At 67.4% G+C, this 15,379-nt stretch carries 18 protein-coding genes; 10 read left to right on the top strand and 8 right to left on the bottom strand.

What is annotated here, in order from left to right; genetic code table 11:
- The first annotated feature begins 75 nt into the window (after positions 1-75).
- Positions 76-951, top strand: a complete 876-nt coding sequence (locus ACA097_RS02345) for an NAD(P)-dependent oxidoreductase (protein ID WP_371368248.1) — start codon at positions 76-78, stop codon at positions 949-951.
- Position 952: 1 nt separating this feature from the next.
- On the opposite strand, the gene ACA097_RS02340 is transcribed toward ACA097_RS02345, so the two are convergent.
- Positions 953-1,294: a DMT family protein gene (locus tag ACA097_RS02340; protein ID WP_043251456.1), complete on the bottom strand. Its 342-nt coding sequence runs from the start codon at positions 1,292-1,294 to the stop codon at positions 953-955.
- A gap of 174 nt (positions 1,295-1,468) precedes the next feature.
- On the opposite strand from ACA097_RS02340, the gene ACA097_RS02335 reads away from it, so the two are divergent.
- Positions 1,469-1,723: a YkgJ family cysteine cluster protein gene (locus ACA097_RS02335; protein WP_371368246.1), complete on the top strand. Its 255-nt coding sequence runs from the start codon at positions 1,469-1,471 to the stop codon at positions 1,721-1,723.
- A 135-nt stretch (positions 1,724-1,858) separates the two neighbouring features.
- The gene (locus tag ACA097_RS02330) at positions 1,859-2,467 is read left to right on the top strand and encodes an START domain-containing protein (protein WP_371368244.1); all 609 of its coding nucleotides are present in this window, start codon (positions 1,859-1,861) and stop codon (positions 2,465-2,467) included.
- 57 nt (positions 2,468-2,524) lie between these two features.
- On the opposite strand, the gene ACA097_RS02325 is transcribed toward ACA097_RS02330, so the two are convergent.
- Positions 2,525-3,247, bottom strand: a complete 723-nt coding sequence (locus ACA097_RS02325; protein WP_371368242.1) for a substrate-binding periplasmic protein — start codon at positions 3,245-3,247, stop codon at positions 2,525-2,527.
- 163 nt (positions 3,248-3,410) lie between these two features.
- On the opposite strand from ACA097_RS02325, the gene dnaX reads away from it, so the two are divergent.
- The 3 genes from dnaX to recR all read left to right on the top strand — a co-directional run bounded on the left by dnaX (position 3,411) and on the right by recR (position 6,665).
- Positions 3,411-5,540, top strand: coding sequence for a DNA polymerase III subunit gamma/tau (gene dnaX / locus ACA097_RS02320; RefSeq protein ID WP_371368240.1), 2,130 nt, complete (start codon positions 3,411-3,413; stop codon positions 5,538-5,540).
- A 36-nt stretch (positions 5,541-5,576) separates the two neighbouring features.
- Positions 5,577-5,903, top strand: a complete 327-nt coding sequence (locus ACA097_RS02315) for a YbaB/EbfC family nucleoid-associated protein (protein ID WP_016491885.1) — start codon at positions 5,577-5,579, stop codon at positions 5,901-5,903.
- 162 nt (positions 5,904-6,065) lie between these two features.
- The gene (gene recR / locus ACA097_RS02310; RefSeq protein ID WP_043251468.1) at positions 6,066-6,665 is read left to right on the top strand and encodes a recombination mediator RecR; all 600 of its coding nucleotides are present in this window, start codon (positions 6,066-6,068) and stop codon (positions 6,663-6,665) included.
- On the opposite strand, the gene ACA097_RS02305 is transcribed toward recR, so the two are convergent.
- Positions 6,662-7,135: a GNAT family N-acetyltransferase gene (locus tag ACA097_RS02305; protein ID WP_043251471.1), complete on the bottom strand. Its 474-nt coding sequence runs from the start codon at positions 7,133-7,135 to the stop codon at positions 6,662-6,664. The genes recR and ACA097_RS02305 overlap by 4 nt on opposite strands.
- Positions 7,129-7,572: a rhodanese-like domain-containing protein gene (locus tag ACA097_RS02300; protein ID WP_043251473.1), complete on the bottom strand. Its 444-nt coding sequence runs from the start codon at positions 7,570-7,572 to the stop codon at positions 7,129-7,131. Before ACA097_RS02300 ends, ACA097_RS02305 begins: the two co-directional genes overlap by 7 nt.
- Before the next feature lie 93 nt (positions 7,573-7,665).
- Between ACA097_RS02300 and ftrA the strand changes: the two genes are divergently transcribed.
- Together ftrA and ACA097_RS02290 are read left to right on the top strand one after the other, a co-directional pair.
- A complete protein-coding gene (gene ftrA, locus ACA097_RS02295) occupies positions 7,666-8,634 on the top strand; it encodes a transcriptional regulator FtrA (protein WP_371368236.1) in 969 nt (322 codons plus the stop codon).
- 74 nt (positions 8,635-8,708) lie between these two features.
- A complete protein-coding gene (locus tag ACA097_RS02290; protein ID WP_371368234.1) occupies positions 8,709-9,857 on the top strand; it encodes an acyl-CoA dehydrogenase family protein in 1,149 nt (382 codons plus the stop codon).
- A 202-nt stretch (positions 9,858-10,059) separates the two neighbouring features.
- Here the strand turns inward: ACA097_RS02290 and ACA097_RS02285 are convergent, their stop codons facing one another.
- Both ACA097_RS02285 and ACA097_RS02280 read right to left on the bottom strand, forming a co-directional pair.
- Positions 10,060-11,028 carry an AraC family transcriptional regulator gene (locus ACA097_RS02285; RefSeq protein WP_043251480.1) on the bottom strand — a complete coding sequence of 323 codons (969 nt, stop codon included), beginning with the start codon at positions 11,026-11,028 and terminating at the stop codon, positions 10,060-10,062.
- Positions 11,028-11,561: an OsmC family protein gene (locus ACA097_RS02280; protein ID WP_371368231.1), complete on the bottom strand. Its 534-nt coding sequence runs from the start codon at positions 11,559-11,561 to the stop codon at positions 11,028-11,030. The genes ACA097_RS02285 and ACA097_RS02280 overlap by 1 nt, the downstream gene beginning before the upstream one ends.
- A 188-nt stretch (positions 11,562-11,749) precedes the next feature.
- Between ACA097_RS02280 and ACA097_RS02275 the strand changes: the two genes are divergently transcribed.
- A complete protein-coding gene (locus ACA097_RS02275) occupies positions 11,750-12,022 on the top strand; it encodes a DUF4242 domain-containing protein (protein WP_043251483.1) in 273 nt (90 codons plus the stop codon).
- 58 nt (positions 12,023-12,080) lie between these two features.
- Positions 12,081-12,893: a class I SAM-dependent methyltransferase gene (locus tag ACA097_RS02270; protein ID WP_371368229.1), complete on the top strand. Its 813-nt coding sequence runs from the start codon at positions 12,081-12,083 to the stop codon at positions 12,891-12,893.
- Between the two features lie 63 nt (positions 12,894-12,956).
- Here ACA097_RS02270 and ACA097_RS02265 read toward each other — a convergent pair whose 3' ends face one another.
- On the bottom strand, positions 12,957-13,841 hold the full coding sequence (locus tag ACA097_RS02265) for an SDR family NAD(P)-dependent oxidoreductase (RefSeq protein WP_371368227.1): 885 nt from the start codon (positions 13,839-13,841) through the stop codon (positions 12,957-12,959).
- Complete coding sequence (locus ACA097_RS02260) at positions 13,838-15,379, bottom strand: flavin-containing monooxygenase (RefSeq protein WP_371368225.1); 1,542 nt, start codon at positions 15,377-15,379, stop codon at positions 13,838-13,840. Before ACA097_RS02260 ends, ACA097_RS02265 begins: the two co-directional genes overlap by 4 nt.

The following is a 15,379-nucleotide window of genomic DNA, read 5'->3' as shown; positions in this document are numbered from 1 at the left end:
GAGTATGGAAGCGCTTCCGGGGCTCGGCAAACGGCTGCTAGGCTTGGCCGATCGACAGCAGTGGAGCACTGAACAATGGCCAAGGTTGCATTCATCGGACTGGGTGTCATGGGCTATCCCATGGCCGGGCATCTGCAGGCCAAGGGGCATGACGTCTGCGTGTACAACCGCACGCCGGCACGTGCCGAGCGCTGGGTGGCCGAACATGGCGGCAGCTCGGCGCCGACCCCGCGCGAAGCCGCGATGGGCGCGGAGTTCGTGATGTGCTGCGTGGGCAACGACGACGACCTGCGCAGCGTCACGCTGGGTGCCGACGGGGCCTTCGCCGGGATGAATCCCGGCAGCGTGTTCGTCGACCACACCACTGCTTCGGCGCAGGTCGCCCGCGAACTGGCGGTGCAGGCGGCCGAGCGCGAGTTGGGCTTTCTCGATGCGCCGGTGTCCGGCGGCCAGGCGGGCGCCGAGAACGGCGTGCTGACGGTGATGGTCGGCGGCGAGCAGGCGTTCTACGATCGCGCCGAGCCGGTGATCGCCGCCTATGCGCGAATGGTCCGCCTGATGGGCCATAGCGGCGCTGGGCAGTTGACCAAGATGGTCAACCAGATCTGCATCGGCGGGCTGCTCCAGGGGCTGTCCGAGGCGCTGCATTTCGCCCAGTGCGCAGGTCTCGACGGGGGCGCCGCCATCGAGGTGATCAGCAAGGGGGCGGCGCAGTCCTGGCAGATGGAGAACCGCCACCAGAGCATGCTGGAAGGACGCTTCGACTTCGGCTTCGCGGTGGACTGGATGCGCAAGGACTTCGGCATCGTCCTCGACGAGGCGCGGCACAACGGCGCGCAGTTGCCGGTGACGGCGCTGGTCGACCAGTTCTATGCCGAGGTGCAGGCCGCCGGTGGCGGGCGCTGGGACACTTCCAGCCTGATCACCCGGCTCAAGCCGGCCAAGGGCTGAGTCAGGCGCGGAAGATGAAGTAGACCGCGCCCAGCATGCACAGGCCGGCCCACAGGTAGTCGAGCTTCAGCGGCTGCTGCAGGAAATAGACGCTGAAGGGCACGAAGACCGCGAGGGTGATGACCTCCTGCATGATCTTCAGCTGGCCGACCGATAGCGCCGTGAAGCCGATGCGGTTGGCCGGTACCTGCAGCAGGTACTCGAAAAGCGCGATGCCCCAACTGACCAGCGCGGCGATGATCCACGGCTTGGTGTTCAGGGTCTTCAGGTGGCCGTACCAGGCGAAGGTCATGAACAGGTTGGAGAACACCAGAAGGGTGGCGGTTTGGATCCAGACCGGCATGGCGCGCGCCTCGTCGCAGGGAAAGGGCGCCAGCCTATAGCGCGGCATCCATGTCGCCAAGGCCAGGCGACCGGCAGACCTTGGCGACGGCCGGCGCCGGGATTATCCTCCGCGCCGCGCACCCCTCGGGTGGCGCCGCGTCCTTTTCCTTCCCGGTCCCGCGAGGCCAGTGCAATGCAATGTCGAGCCGGTTGTGGTGCCTGCTGCGTGGCGCCGTCGATCTCCACGCCCATCCCTGGCATGCCCGATGGCAAGCCGGCCGGCATGCGCTGCGTGCAACTCGACGAACGCAACTTCTGCCGGATCTTCGGCCAGCCGGAGCGTCCGGCCGTGTGCTCGGCTTTTGGCGCCGATCCCGAAGTTTGTGGCGACAGCGCCGAAGAGGCTGTGCGCCTCCTGGCCGAGTGGGAACGCATCACTGCCGCGTGACTTGGAAGTCACGAATGCTCGGTCCATACTGGCGCCCGTCCTGACTGCCAAACCGCTCAGGAACGCGGATTTGCAAGGGAGCCGTGCCCGCGAGCGCGCCCCGGAAGACCAACAATAACCAGAGGAAAAAAGACGATGCGTGGCATCCTTCGCACGACCCTGTTGAGCGCCGCCGTGATGAGCATCTGCGGCACCGCCCTGGCCGAGGACTGGCAACTGGCCAAGGACGAAGACGGCGTCAAGGTCTACCTGAGCGCTGTCCCGGGCTCCAAGTACAAGGCCTACCGTGGCGTGGTGGACATCAAGGCTGACGTCGCCACCATCAACGCCCTGCAGGATGACGCGAAAGGCTCCTGCAAGTGGATCCATGCCTGCGCCGAGATGCGCTTGCTGAAGAGCGAGGGCGCCGATTCCTGGACCTACTCGAAGATCAGCATGCCGTGGCCCGTGACCGGTCGCGACGTGGTCATCCACGTGACTACCGAGAAGACCCCGGACGGCGGCATGATCCGTCACCTGAACGGCGAGCCGACCTTCACTCCGGAAGTCAGCGGCGAGATCCGCGTGCCCAAGCTGGTCGGCGAGTGGAAGCTGGTACCCAAGGGCGCCGGCGTGACCGAAGTGACCTACCAGGTGCAGACCGAGCCGGGCGGCAGCATCCCGTCCTGGCTGGCCAACAGCTTCGTGGTCGATGCCCCGATGAACACCCTGAAGGGCCTGCGCAGCGTCGCCGAAAAGCGCTGATCGCCAGGCTTCGATGCAAAAAGGCCGCCCTCGGGCGGCCTTTTTCATGCGTGGATTTCAGCGGTAGTGCGCGAGGATGCGCTCGATCTCCCCCGACTGCTTGAGCGCGGCCAGGGCGTCGAGCAGGGCGCGGGTCGGCACTTGCGGGTCGTCGAGCACCATGCAGCTCAGGTCGGTCTGGTCGAGTTGCACCACTGGATGCAACTGCTGCTTCTCGGGTAGTGCCCGATTGAACCAATGCAGGGCCAGCTCGCTGCTCACGGCGTAGCGGTAGCGGCCTATTTCCAGCTTCTTCAGCACCAGCTCCTGGGTGCGCGCGTCGTCGCGGCGGATCTGGCCGCTGTCGAGCCGTGGCTGCAGGGACGGATAGCGATAGCCGAGCACCGTGCCTATGGTCTGCCGCGACAATCCGTCCAGGTCGGTCGCCTGGCCGTCGCGGGAGACCAGCAGGTCGCGCTGGGTCAGCAGCGGCACGCTCCAGCGGTAATCGGGAAAGGGCTGTTCGAGCCAGGTCGGACTGATGTAGCAGCGCACATCGATGTCGCGGCTCTCCAGCGCCTGGGCGACGCGGGCGCGGGGCAGGAGGCGGTAGTCGGCCTGGATGCCGGCCCTTTTGGCCAGGGCGTCGAACAGGTCGAAGAGAATGCCGCCGGTCAGCCGTCCTTCATCGATCTGCGCCAGCGGCATGGCCCAGCCTTCGATCACCGAGAAACGCACGGGGCGATCCCCGGCGAATGCCAGCGGGACGAAGAGCAGAAGCAGAACGGCCAACGTGCGCATTCGAACTCCGGGGACGACGGAAGGCGACACAATGCCTGCTTGGCATGGCCCTTGCCAAGCTCTGAGCCGGGGATGCGGGCGACTCCGTCCGCTGCCAGTGCACTTTGCCCTCCTATTCGGCTAGCATTAGCCCACTTCCGCCTACCAGCCGCGATGGATTTCAATGAGTTATCAGGTTCTTGCCCGTAAATGGCGTCCGCGTTCGTTCCGCGAAATGGTCGGCCAGACCCACGTCCTCAAGGCCCTGATCAACGCGCTGGACAACCAGCGCCTGCACCATGCCTACCTGTTCACTGGGACGCGCGGCGTGGGCAAGACCACCATTGCGCGCATCCTCGCCAAGTGCCTGAACTGCGAAACCGGCATCAGTTCCACGCCCTGCGGGCAGTGTTCGGTGTGCCGTGAGATCGACGAAGGCCGCTTCGTCGACCTCATCGAGGTGGACGCCGCCAGCCGCACCAAGGTCGAGGATACCCGTGAGCTGCTCGATAACGTGCAGTACGCACCGACCCGTGGCCGCTACAAGGTCTACCTGATCGACGAAGTGCACATGCTCTCCACGCACTCGTTCAACGCGCTGCTCAAGACCCTGGAAGAGCCGCCGCCGCACGTGAAGTTCCTGCTGGCGACCACCGACCCGCAGAAGCTGCCGGTGACCATCCTCTCGCGCTGCCTGCAGTTCAGCCTGAAGAACATGCCGCCGGAGCGTGTGGTCGAGCATTTGACTCATGTGCTCGGCGCCGAGAACGTGCCCTTCGAGGAAGACGCCCTGTGGCTGCTCGGCCGTGCCGCCGATGGCTCCATGCGCGACGCCATGAGCCTGACCGACCAGGCTATCGCCTTCGGTGAGGGCAAGGTGCTGGCAGCCGACGTGCGCGCCATGCTCGGTACCCTCGACCATGGTCAGGTCTACGGCGTGCTCCACGCGTTGCTCGAAGGCGACGCCCGTGCGCTGCTGGATGCCGTGCGCCACCTGGCCGAGCAAGGTCCGGATTGGACCGGCGTGCTCGCCGAGATCCTCAACGTGCTGCACCGCGTGGCCATCGCCCAGGTGCTGCCGGACGCCGTCGACAACGGCCAGGGCGACCGCGACAAGGTGCTGGCCCTGGCCCAGGCGCTGCCCGGCGAAGACGTGCAGTTCTACTACCAGATGGGCCTGATCGGCCGCCGCGACCTGCCCCTGGCGCCCGACCCGCGCAGCGGCTTCGAGATGGTGCTGCTGCGCATGCTGGCGTTCCGCCCTGCAGACAGCAGCGGAGCGGCGCCGAGATCGCCGCTAAAGGACCAGGGGATCAGCAAGGCCACGGCTGATTCCTCCCAAAACCCAGTGGCCGGCGCCGCCGTTGCGGCGCCGGTAGCCATTCCCGCGGTCAGCGTGCCGGTGATCTCCACCGTGCCAGCCGCCGCGGTTGCGCCTGCAGCGGCGCCCGCGCAGCCTGTCGCGGCTCCGGCTCCGGCTCCGGCTCCGGCTCCGGCTCCGGCTCCGGCTCCGGTCGTGGAGGCCGCGCCCGTTGTGGCTCCGGCCCAACCCGAGCCCATTGCCGCGCCCGCAGTCATGGCCGAGGTTGCCCCGCAGTCGGCGCCGCAGACTGAGCCTGAGGCGCCAGCCAAGCCCGTCGAGGAAGCCGTCGACCTGCCGTGGGACGAGCCTGCCGCGCCGGTCGCTGTCGATGCTCCGACTCCGCCGACTCCGCCGACTCCGCCGGCTCCGCCCGTGGCCGCCGTCGAGGCGCCTGCCGCGCCCGTGGCCGATGCCGAGGACGACGACCGCGACGAAGAGCCGCCGCCGGCCGAGGACTACTATGAAGTCGACATGGACTCGTTCAGCTACCTGGATGGCGAAGCCGCAGCGCCGGCCCAGGCCGAGCCCGAGCCGGAACCGGCCGCGCTGCCGGCTACCGGCCTCGCTGCCGAGTGGCTCGACCTGTTCCCGCGCCTGGGCATGGCCGGCCTGACCGCCAGCATCGGCGCCAATTGCACCCTGGTGTCGGTGCAGGACGACGTCTGGCACCTGCACCTGGACCCGGGGCAGAGCGCGCTGTACAACGCCACCCAGCAGCGCCGTATGAACGACGCGCTGAACCAGTACCACGGCCGCACGTTGCGCCTGGAAGTGACTATCCAGAAGCCCGAGCAGGAAACCCCCGCCCAGGCTGCCGCCCGTCGCCGCGCCGAACGCCAGCGCGCGGCCGAGGCATCGATTGTCGCCGACCCCTACGTGCAGCAGATGCAGCAGAAATTCGGTGCGGTGATCCGCGCCGGTTCCATCGAACCCCTGGAGGCGAAGGCCTGAGGCCGCGCCCAACCCTGAACGATCGAGGTGAGCAAAATGATGAAAGGTGGCATGGCCGGCCTGATGAAGCAGGCGCAGCAGATGCAGGAAAAGATGCAGAAGATGCAGGAAGAGCTGGCCAACGCGGAAGTCACCGGCCAGTCCGGCGCCGGCCTGGTCAGCGTGGTCATGACCGGTCGCCATGACGTCAAGCGCGTCAGCCTGGACGACAGCCTGATGCAGGAAGACAAGGAAATCCTCGAAGACCTGATCGCCGCCGCAGTGAACGATGCCGTGCGCAAGATCGAGCAGAACAGCCAGGAAAAAATGTCCGGCATGACCGCCGGCATGCAACTCCCGCCCGGCTTCAAGATGCCCTTCTAAGGTGAAGGTGCCGCCCAGCCGGCACCCATGACTGCGTTGCGAGCGATGCCGGACATGCTCATTTACTGAAGTAAACTCCGCTGTCCGCCACCGCTCGCGCCTTGTCCTGCGTACCCTCTGGTCGCCCCAGAACTCCTCCCGTATTTCTTCCCGGTAGACCCCATGAGCTTCAGCCCGCTGATCCGCCAACTGATCGACGCCCTGCGCATCCTGCCCGGAGTGGGGCAGAAGAGCGCCCAGCGCATGGCGCTGCAGCTGCTCGAACGCGATCGCAGCGGTGGGCTGCGCCTGGCCCAGGCGCTGACCCAGGCGATGGAGGGGGTAGGGCACTGCAAGCAATGCCGCACGCTGAGCGAAGATGACCTCTGCCCGCAGTGCGCCGACCCGCGCCGCGACGATTCGCTGCTGTGCGTCGTCGAGGGCCCGCTGGATGTGTTCGCCGTCGAGCAGACCGGCTATCGCGGCCGCTTCTTCGTGCTCAAGGGGCACCTGTCGCCGCTGGACGGGCTGGGCCCGGAAGCCATTGGCATTCCGGAGCTGGAAGCGCGGATCAAGGCCGGCAGTTTCAGCGAGATCATCCTGGCGACCAACCCCACGGTAGAGGGCGAGGCCACCGCGCACTACATCGCCCAATTGATGGCGGGCAGCGGCCTGGTACTCAGCCGCATCGCCCATGGCGTCCCGCTGGGCGGCGAATTGGAACTGGTCGACGGCGGCACCCTGGCCCACGCCCTGGCTGGCCGTCGGCCAATCGGCAGCTAATCCCCCGCCAGGCGTTGCAGCGCCTGCGCGCCCATTTCGTAGGCCACCCATTTCACTTCGCGCCTGCCGCCCAGGCGGGCATAGAAGCGCTCGGCCGCGTCATTGCCGGCCAGCACGTCCCACAGCAGTCGCCCGGCGTTCTGCGCTTGCGCCCACTGCGCCACGCGTTGCATCAGCCGCTTGCCGACGCCGCTGCCGCGTTGCGCCTCGACCACGTAGAGCTCCTTCAGCCGTACGCTGGGGCGCAAGTCGTAGGTGAACGCAATGCTTTGTGCGACGGCGTAGCCGCAGAGCGAGCCTGACTCGGCGACGAAGACCTGGCATTGCGCCGACGGCCCGAACGCGCGGTCGAGCAGGGCCTGGGCGTCAACCGCGAAGTCGTCGAGATAGCCTTCGAACGCCGCCAGCGCGCGCATCAGTTCGAGCACGGCGGGAACGTCCTCCGGCTGCGCCGGGCGTACCGTCAGCATGCGCAGGAGATCCCTTCGCCAGCACCGCGCGACAGTTGTGCATCACCGCTCACCAAGGCCAGGCCTTCGTCCAGCCAGCCGGTCACGCCACCGATCATCTCCTTCACCGGCAGGCCCAGCGCAGCGATCTTCGCGGCGGCGCGGTGCACGCCATTGCAGTGCGGCCCTGCGCAGTAGACGACGAACAGCGTACCCGGCGGAAACTGAGCCATGTGCCGAGCGTCGATTTCCCGGGTTGGCAGGTTCAGCGCGCCGGGTACATGCCCGTGGGCGAAGGCTGCAGGGCTGCGCACATCGAGCAGGACGAAGTCCTGTTCGCCGTTCTGCTGCGCGTTGTTCACGTCCGAGCAATCGGTCTCGAAGGCCAGGCGACGGCTGAAATGGGCGAGGGCGTCGGCGGGATGGGCGGCGGGGAACTGGCTGACGAGGCTGGGCATGGCAAGGCTCCTGTTGAAGATGACGCCACTGTATTCGGCCGCCGAAGCCGGCTACAGTGGCGCTCAAGACAGTGATCGGAAGTTTTCCGCCAAATGCAGCGTGATCCCCTGGATGTAGCCGTCCTGGCCTACGACGGCCTGTGCACCTTCGAATTCGGTATCGCCGTGGAGATATTCGGTCTGCCGCGCCCGGAGTTCGAGTTTCCCTGGTATCGCCAGCGCATCGTCGCCGTGGACCAGGGGCCGATGCGCGCCCTGGGCGGCATCCAGGTGCTGGCCGACGGCGGGCTCGATTCGCTGGAAAGTGCCGGCACCGTTATCGTGCCGGGCTGGCGGGATCGCGCCGAGCCGCCGCCTCCCGCGCTGGTCGCTGCGTTGCAGCGTGCCCATGCGCAGGGCGCGCGGCTGCTTTCGATCTGCTCGGGGGTGTTCGTGCTGGCGGCGACCGGCCTGCTCGACGGGCGTCGGGCGACGACCCACTGGCGCTATGCCGAAGAGCTCGGGCGGCGCTTTCCCGCGATCGATGTGGATGCGCAGGTGCTGTACGTCGATGCCGGGCAGGTCATCACCTCCGCCGGCAGCGCAGCCGGAATCGACGCCTGCCTGCATCTGGTCGCGCGGGACTTCGGTGCGCAGATCGCCAACACCGTGGCGCGGCGGCTGGTGATGTCGCCGCAACGTGGCGGCGGGCAGGCGCAATTCATTCCCGCGCCGGTAGCCAGCGCGCCGCGCCATGACCTCTCGGGCTTGCTCGACTGGACCCGCCAGCGCCTCGACCAGCCGCTCACCGTCGCGCAGATGGCGGGACGCGTGGCGATGAGCGAGCGCACCTTCCTGCGCCGTTTCAGCGATGCCACCGGCATGACGCCCAAGGCCTGGCTGCAGCACGAGCGCATGGCCCGGGCCCGCGAGCTGCTGGAGGGCACTGCCGAGAGTATCGAGCGGATTGCCGAACGCTGTGGCTTCGGCACCGTGGAGAGCTTTCGCAATGCCTTTCGCGCAAGTGCGGGGCTTGCGCCTTCGCTGTACCGGGAGCGTTTCGGGGCGGCGCATCTGTCCTAGCCGATGGCGGGTGCCTCGCCTTGCAAACCAAGCAAGCGCTAGGTAAGTTCAGGCAATCCGCCTGGAGGTCTGCCATGTCCGCATTCACCGAATACTTCGACGACAGCCACCGCCTGGTCCGCGACACGGTGCGGCGCTTCGTCGAGCGCGAGATCCTGCCGCACATCGCCGACTGGGAAGAAGCCGAGGAATTCCCCCGCGAGCTGTACCGCAAGGCCGGTGAGGCCGGCATCCTCGGCATCGGTTACCCGGAAGCCCTGGGCGGCAGCCACGAAGGCGACCTGTTCGCCAAGCTCGCTGCCAGCGAGGAGCTGATGCGCAGCGGCTCCGGCGGCCTGGTGGCGGGCCTCGGCTCCCTGGATATCGGCTTGCCGCCATTGCTCAAGTGGGGCCGCGCCGAGCTGCGCGAGCGCATCGTCCCGCAGGTGCTGGCTGGCGAGAAGATCATGGCCCTGGCCGTGACCGAGCCTTCCGGCGGGTCCGATGTGGCCAACCTGAAGACCCGCGCCGTGCGCGACGGCGACTTCTACCGCGTGACCGGCAGCAAGACCTTCATCACCAGCGGCGTGCGTGCCGACTACTACACGGTGGCGGTGCGCACCGGCGGCGAGGGTTACGGTGGCGTCAGCCTGTTGCTGGTGGAGAAGGGGACGCCCGGCTTCAGCGTCGGCCGCAAGCTGAAGAAGATGGGCTGGTGGGCCTCGGACACCGCCGAGCTGTTCTTCGACGACTGCAAGGTGCCGGCGGAAAACCTGATCGGCATGGAGAACATGGGCTTCGCCTGCATCATGGCGAACTTCCAGAGCGAGCGCCTGGCGCTGGCCACCATGGCCAACATGACCGCGCAGATGGCGCTGGAAGAAGCGCTGAAATGGAGCGCCGAGCGGGAGGCCTTCGGCAAGCCGATCGGCAAGTTCCAGGTGCTCAAGCACCGCCTGGCGGAGATGGCGACCCAGGTCGAGGTATCGCGCGAGTTCACCTATCGCCAGGCCGCGAAGATGGCGGTCGGCAAGAGCGTGATCAAGGAAATCTCGATGGCCAAGAACTTCGCCACCGACGTCGCCGACCGCGTGGTCTACGACGCCGTGCAGCTGCTCGGCGGCATGGGCTACATGCGCGAGAGCCTGGTGGAGCGCCTGTACCGCGACAACCGCATCCTCTCCATTGGCGGCGGCACCCGCGAGATCATGAACGAGATCATCGCCAAGCAGATGGGGCTGTAGTTCGACAACGCTTGCGCGTTGCCTGGGTGCGTAGGATCGGATTTATCCGGGAACCGCACGGCACGAATGCCGACCTTGTAGGGCGAATAACCCCGAAGGGGTTATCCGCCGTTTTCGTGCCTGGCTGCGGCGCATAACCGCGAACGCGGTTATGCGCCCTACGGATCGATCGGCGCGGGGATTTTCGCGGATGAATCCGCGCCTACAGGTGTGCGTGGCCCGCCTGGTTGCGTCGCCAGGCGGCCGGCGGGCAGCCGTATTCGCGGCGGAAGGCGCGGCTGAAGGCCGTGTCGGTCTGGTAGCCGACGTCTTCCGCTATCCGTGCCAGCGGGGCGTTGCTGCCGCGTAGCAGGTTGGCGGCGAGGAGCATTCGCCACTGCGTCAGGTACTGCATCGGTGAGTTGCCGACCAATTGCTGGAAACGTTCGGCCAGCACCGAGCGCGAGGTGCCGGCGCAGCGTGCCAGTTCTTCCAGCGTCCAGCAGCGCGCTGGTTCCTTGTGCAGTGCGCCGAGGGCGGCGCCGACGATGCGGTCGTGCAGGCCGGCGAGCCAGCCGCTGCGGCCTTCGCCTTGTTCCTCCATATAGAGGCGCAACACTTCGATGAACAGCACTTCGGCCAGCTTGGCCAGGACGCCGGCGCCGCCCGGGCGCGGCGAGCGAGCCTCGGCCAGGGCGTAGCGCACCGAGCTTTCCAGCCAGGCGCCGGCGGCGGAGCCACGCACGTTCACTTTTACCAGTGGCGGCAATCCCGCCAGCAGCAGGCGCGCCAGGCGCGTGTCGCAGGCCAGGTAGCCGCAGACCAGCTTGGTGCTGGCGCCTCCGCCGCCATAGGCCAGTTGCCGTGGGCGGCGCGACAGCACGGTGTGCAGCGGTGCGCCGCTGGCCGGCGGCAGGCCCGGTTGCGAGGTCATGCGGTGGGCGTCGCCCTGGGGGAAGAGCACGGCATCGCCGGCGACCAGGTGCGTTGGCGGCCCCTGGCCCATTTCGACGAAGCATTCGCCTTCGGTGATCAGGTGGAAAATCACCACTTGCTCGGCACCTGGCTCCAGTAGCTGCACCACCGAGTCGGCGCGCGGCGACTGGTAGCACCAGGGCGCGGTGAAGCGTGCATTGATGAAGATGGCGCCGACCAGGCGCACCACCCGCAGGGTTTCCGAGAGCGCGTCCATCAGCTGTCGGCGACCTGGATGTCCAGGCTCAGCGGCACGTGGTGGGCGAGGGCGCCGGATACCGGTGACAACGCCTGCCCTTGCTCGACCAACTGGCGCAAACGCTCGGCGGGCACGCCGGATGCGGCGATGCGCACTTGCACACGCGCCGTCACTGGTCCGGCGGAGGGGAGTTGGCCGTTTTCGTCGGCGAGGCCCAGCAGGCCATTGAGGTCGGACTGGCTGTGCGCCTCGACTTCCAGGCGATCCAGTTCGATGCCCGCGCTGGCGGCGAGCATGGCGATGCGCGTGGTGACGCAGCCGGCGAGCGCGGCGCGCAGCAGCCAGCCGGGGCTGACCTGGGTGCCGGAGCCACCCAGCTCGGCGGGCAGGTCGGTATGCAGTTCGGTGCCGTTGGCGTGCCGCGTGCTGACCCGGCCCGCGCCTTGCCAGCGGGCCATCGCCGGTTCGTCAAGCACCCGGCCATAGGCGGGGCGCCTTTCCAGGACCGTCTGCAAGCGCTGCAGGGCCGTCGCGAGCTGTTCCGATTCCATGCTGCACCTCCCGTGCGGCGGGCATTGCGTCGATTCTGAGCGCCTTTTCCCGGGACCGGGCGAGCGCCGGACGATCGGATAGGCAAGGCCGACGCTGGAGCAGGACGCCTTCCGGGGAAGCGGCGCAGCATCGATCCTGGCGAAGGTGCAGTGCGGCCTTCGCCGTTCCCACTCCCATGGAGGTTGTCATGCCGAAGTTTGTTATCGAGCGCGAGATTCCCGGCGCCGGAGCCCTTTCCGAGCGTGATCTCAAGGCCATCGCGCAAAAATCCTGCCGTGTGTTGAACCAGTTGGGTCCCCAGGTGCAGTGGCTGCACAGCCACGTCACCGGTGATCGCATCTACTGCCTGTACATAGCTCCCGACGAGGCTGCGGTGCTGGAGCACGCCCGCCAGGGCGGCTTCCCGGCCAACCGGGTGTCGCAGGTGCTATCGACCATAGATCCGACCACCGCCGAATGAACGGCAGGCGCGCTCCGCCGCCGGCGGGGCGTGTCCTTCACCCTGGAGGAATCAACGGATGAACTCAGTTGTGGATTTCAACGCGCTCAAGCAGCGCCAGATGAATGCCTGGGCCAGCGGCGACTACGCCGTGATCGGCACGACTTTGCAGATTGTCGGCGAGCAGTTGGCCGAAGCCTGCGACCTGCGTTGCGACGAGCGTGTGCTCGATGTCGCCGCCGGCAACGGCAACGCCACACTGGCGGCCGCTCGACGCGGGTGCCAGGTGGTTTCTAGCGACTACGTGCCGGCCTTGCTCGAGCGCGGGGCCGAGCGGGCACAGGCAGAACGCCTGGCGGTGGAGTTCCGCCCCGCCGATGCCGAAGCCTTGCCCTTCGACACCGCGAGCTTCGACGCAGTGCTCTCGACCTTCGGCGTGATGTTCACCCCCGACCAGCCGCGCGCCGCCGCCGAACTGGCGCGCGTTTGCCGGCCCGGCGGGCGCATCGGTATGGCCAACTGGACGCCGCAGGGCTTCATCGGCCAGCTGTTCCGCCTGCTCGGCCAGTACCTGCCGCCTGCGCCGGGCGTGCAGCCGCCGTCGGCCTGGGGCGTGGAGGGGCACCTGCACGAGCTGTTCGGTTCGGCGCTGGGCGACCTGCGTGCCACGCGGCGCTACTTCAACTTCCGCTACCGCTCGCCGGCGCACTTCATCGAGGTCTTCCGCACCTGGTACGGGCCCTTGCACAAGGCTTTCGCCAATCTGCCGGAAGCCGATGGGGCGCGCCTGGAAGCCGACCTCACGCGGCTGCTGGAGAGCAGCAATCTCGCAGGCCCAACGTCGCTGGTGGTGCCCAGCGAGTACCTGGAGGTCGTGATTACCCGCAGCTAGCCGGGACATGCGCAATGACAAAGCCCGCTCCTTGGAGCGGGCTTTTTCGTCAGCGCGCTGGTGTTACTTGGCTTCGTAGCCTTCGGTGCGCACCTTGGGCTTGGGCGCGAAGCGCGCGGCCAGGCGCATGCTGGTGGAGACCACTTTCTGGTACCACACCGGCAGCAGGCGCAGCATCAGGTCGATGGCGTGGGCGTCGGGGCCGATGAGGATGCGCCGGGCGTCGCGCTCAACGCCGCGGATGATCACCTGCGCGGCCTTGTCCGGGGTGGTGCGCAGCAACTGGTCGTTGAACTGCTGGCGCGCGGCGTTGGCGTTCTGCCCGGTGACCTTGGCGAGGCTGTCGTTCATCCGCGCGGTCTTGGCGATGTTGGTCTTGATCCCGCCCGGGTGCACGCAGCTGGCCGAAATCCGCCCGCCGTCCATGTCCAGCTCCTGGCGCAGCGACTCGGTGAAGCCGCGCACGGCGAACTTGGTGGCGTTGTAGGCGCTCATGCCCGGCTGCGAGAACAGCCCGAAGACACTGGAGACGTTGACGATGTGCCCCTCGCCGGACGCCTTGATGTGCGGCAGGAAGGCCTTGGTGCCGTACACCACGCCCCAGAAGTTGATGTTGGTGATCCACTCGTACTCTTCGTAGTCGCTGCCTTCCACGGTGCCGGCGTGGGCGACGCCGGCGTTGTTGAAGATCAGGTTGACCTTGCCGTGCTCGGCGGCGGTCTTGTCGGCCCAGGCGTGCACCTGCTCGCGGTCGGCGACGTTGACCACGTCAGTGGAGATGCGCACGCCGTAGGAGGTCAGCGCCTGCCGTGTTTCTTCAAGGCCGGCGGCGTTGACGTCGGCGAGGGCCAGGTGGCAACCGCGGGACGCCAGTTCGCGGGCCAGGGCGCGGCCGATGCCGGAACCGGCGCCGGTGATAGCGGCGACTTTGTTCTCGAAGGACTTCATGCCGGAACCTCCTCGGCGTGGGGTTGTTGGCTGACCGACGCCGGGAAGGGCCGTGCGTTCAGGTGATAGGCGGCGGGGTCGAACTGCCGGGTGAGCAGGCGGAAGCGCCAGGTGAAGCCCGGCCACAGGGTGCAGTTGCGCCCGCTCACCGGGTGCAGGTACCAGCTCTTGCAGCCGCCGGTGTTCCACACGGTGTTGCTGAGGTTGCCCTGCACCTTGGCGTTCCAGCGGTCTTGCACCTCGTCCTTGACCTCCAGGCTGAGCAGGTCGCGGCGCTGCATGAGCTTGAGCGCGCCGAGCACGTAGGCGATCTGCGACTCGATCATGTAGACCATCGAGTTGTGCCCAAGGCCGGTGTTCGGGCCCATGAGGAAGAACAGGTTGGGGAAGCCGCGGGTGACGGTGCCCTTGTAGGCTTCCGGGCCTTGCTTCCAGGTGTCGAGCAGGTCGACGCCGTTGCGGCCAAATACGGTGCCGCGCGGGATCGGATCGTTGGCGGTGAAGCCGGTGCCGAAGATGATCGCGTCCACTTCGCGCTCTTGCCCGTCGGCGGTGACGATGCTGTGCTCGCGGATCTCGCGGATGCCTTCGGTGATTACCGACGCATTCGGCGCGGCCAGTGCAGGGTAGTAGTTGGGCGACATCAGGATGCGCTTGCAGCCGATGGTGTAGTCCGGGGTGACCTTGCGACGCAGCTCCGGGTCCTTGATCTGCTGGTGGATGTAGCGCACGGCGAGCTTGCCGATCATCTTCATCGCCCAGGGCGCGAAGGTGAAACCGAGCACGCGGCCTTCGAGCATGCTGTAGAGCGCGCCGCGCCAGAGTTTCTGCACCAGCGGGAAGTGCTTGAAGCGTGCGCGTTCCTTGTCGCTGATGGCGCGGTCGGGCTTGGGCAGGATCCAGGGCGCGGTGCGCTGGTAGAGGTCCATCTTCGCCACCAGCGGCTGGATTTCCGGCACGAACTGGATGGCCGAGGCGCCGGTGCCGATCACCGCCACGCGCTTGCCCTTGAGGTCGTAGTTGTGGTCCCAGTTCTGCGAGTGGAAGGCCTTGCCCTGGAAGCTTTCCAGTCCCTTGAGCGGCGGAATCGAGGGGATCGACAGGGCGCCCATGCCGGAGACAACGGCCTGCGCGGTGTAGTGGTTGCCGGCGGCGTCGTGGATGTGCCAGAGGTTGCGGGCGTCGTCCCACTCGAGGCGCTGCACCTCGGTGTTGAAAAGGGTGCGGTTCTCCAGGCGGTACTTCTTCCAGCAGCCCTCCAGGTAAGCGCGGATTTCCGGTTGGCGGGCGAACATGCGCGTCCATTCCGGGTTAGGCTCGAAGGAGAAGGAGTAGACATGGGACTGCACGTCGCAGGCGCAGCCCGGGTAGTTGTTGACCCGCCAGGTGCCGCCGACGCCGGCGGCCTTCTCGAACAGCAGGAAGTCGCGCTCGCCCTCCTGGCTCAGGCGGATGGCCATGCCCAGCCCGGAAAATCCGGTGCCGATGATGGCGACTTTGCAGTGTCTGCTCGCGGCAGTTTGCCCTTGCGTACCCAT

It is taken from the genome of Pseudomonas sp. QL9 (assembly GCF_041409665.1).
GTDB classification, from domain to species: domain Bacteria; phylum Pseudomonadota; class Gammaproteobacteria; order Pseudomonadales; family Pseudomonadaceae; genus Pseudomonas; species Pseudomonas knackmussii.
Note: the sequence above shows the minus strand (reverse complement) of the source record. Positions and strands in the feature narration are given on the sequence as shown.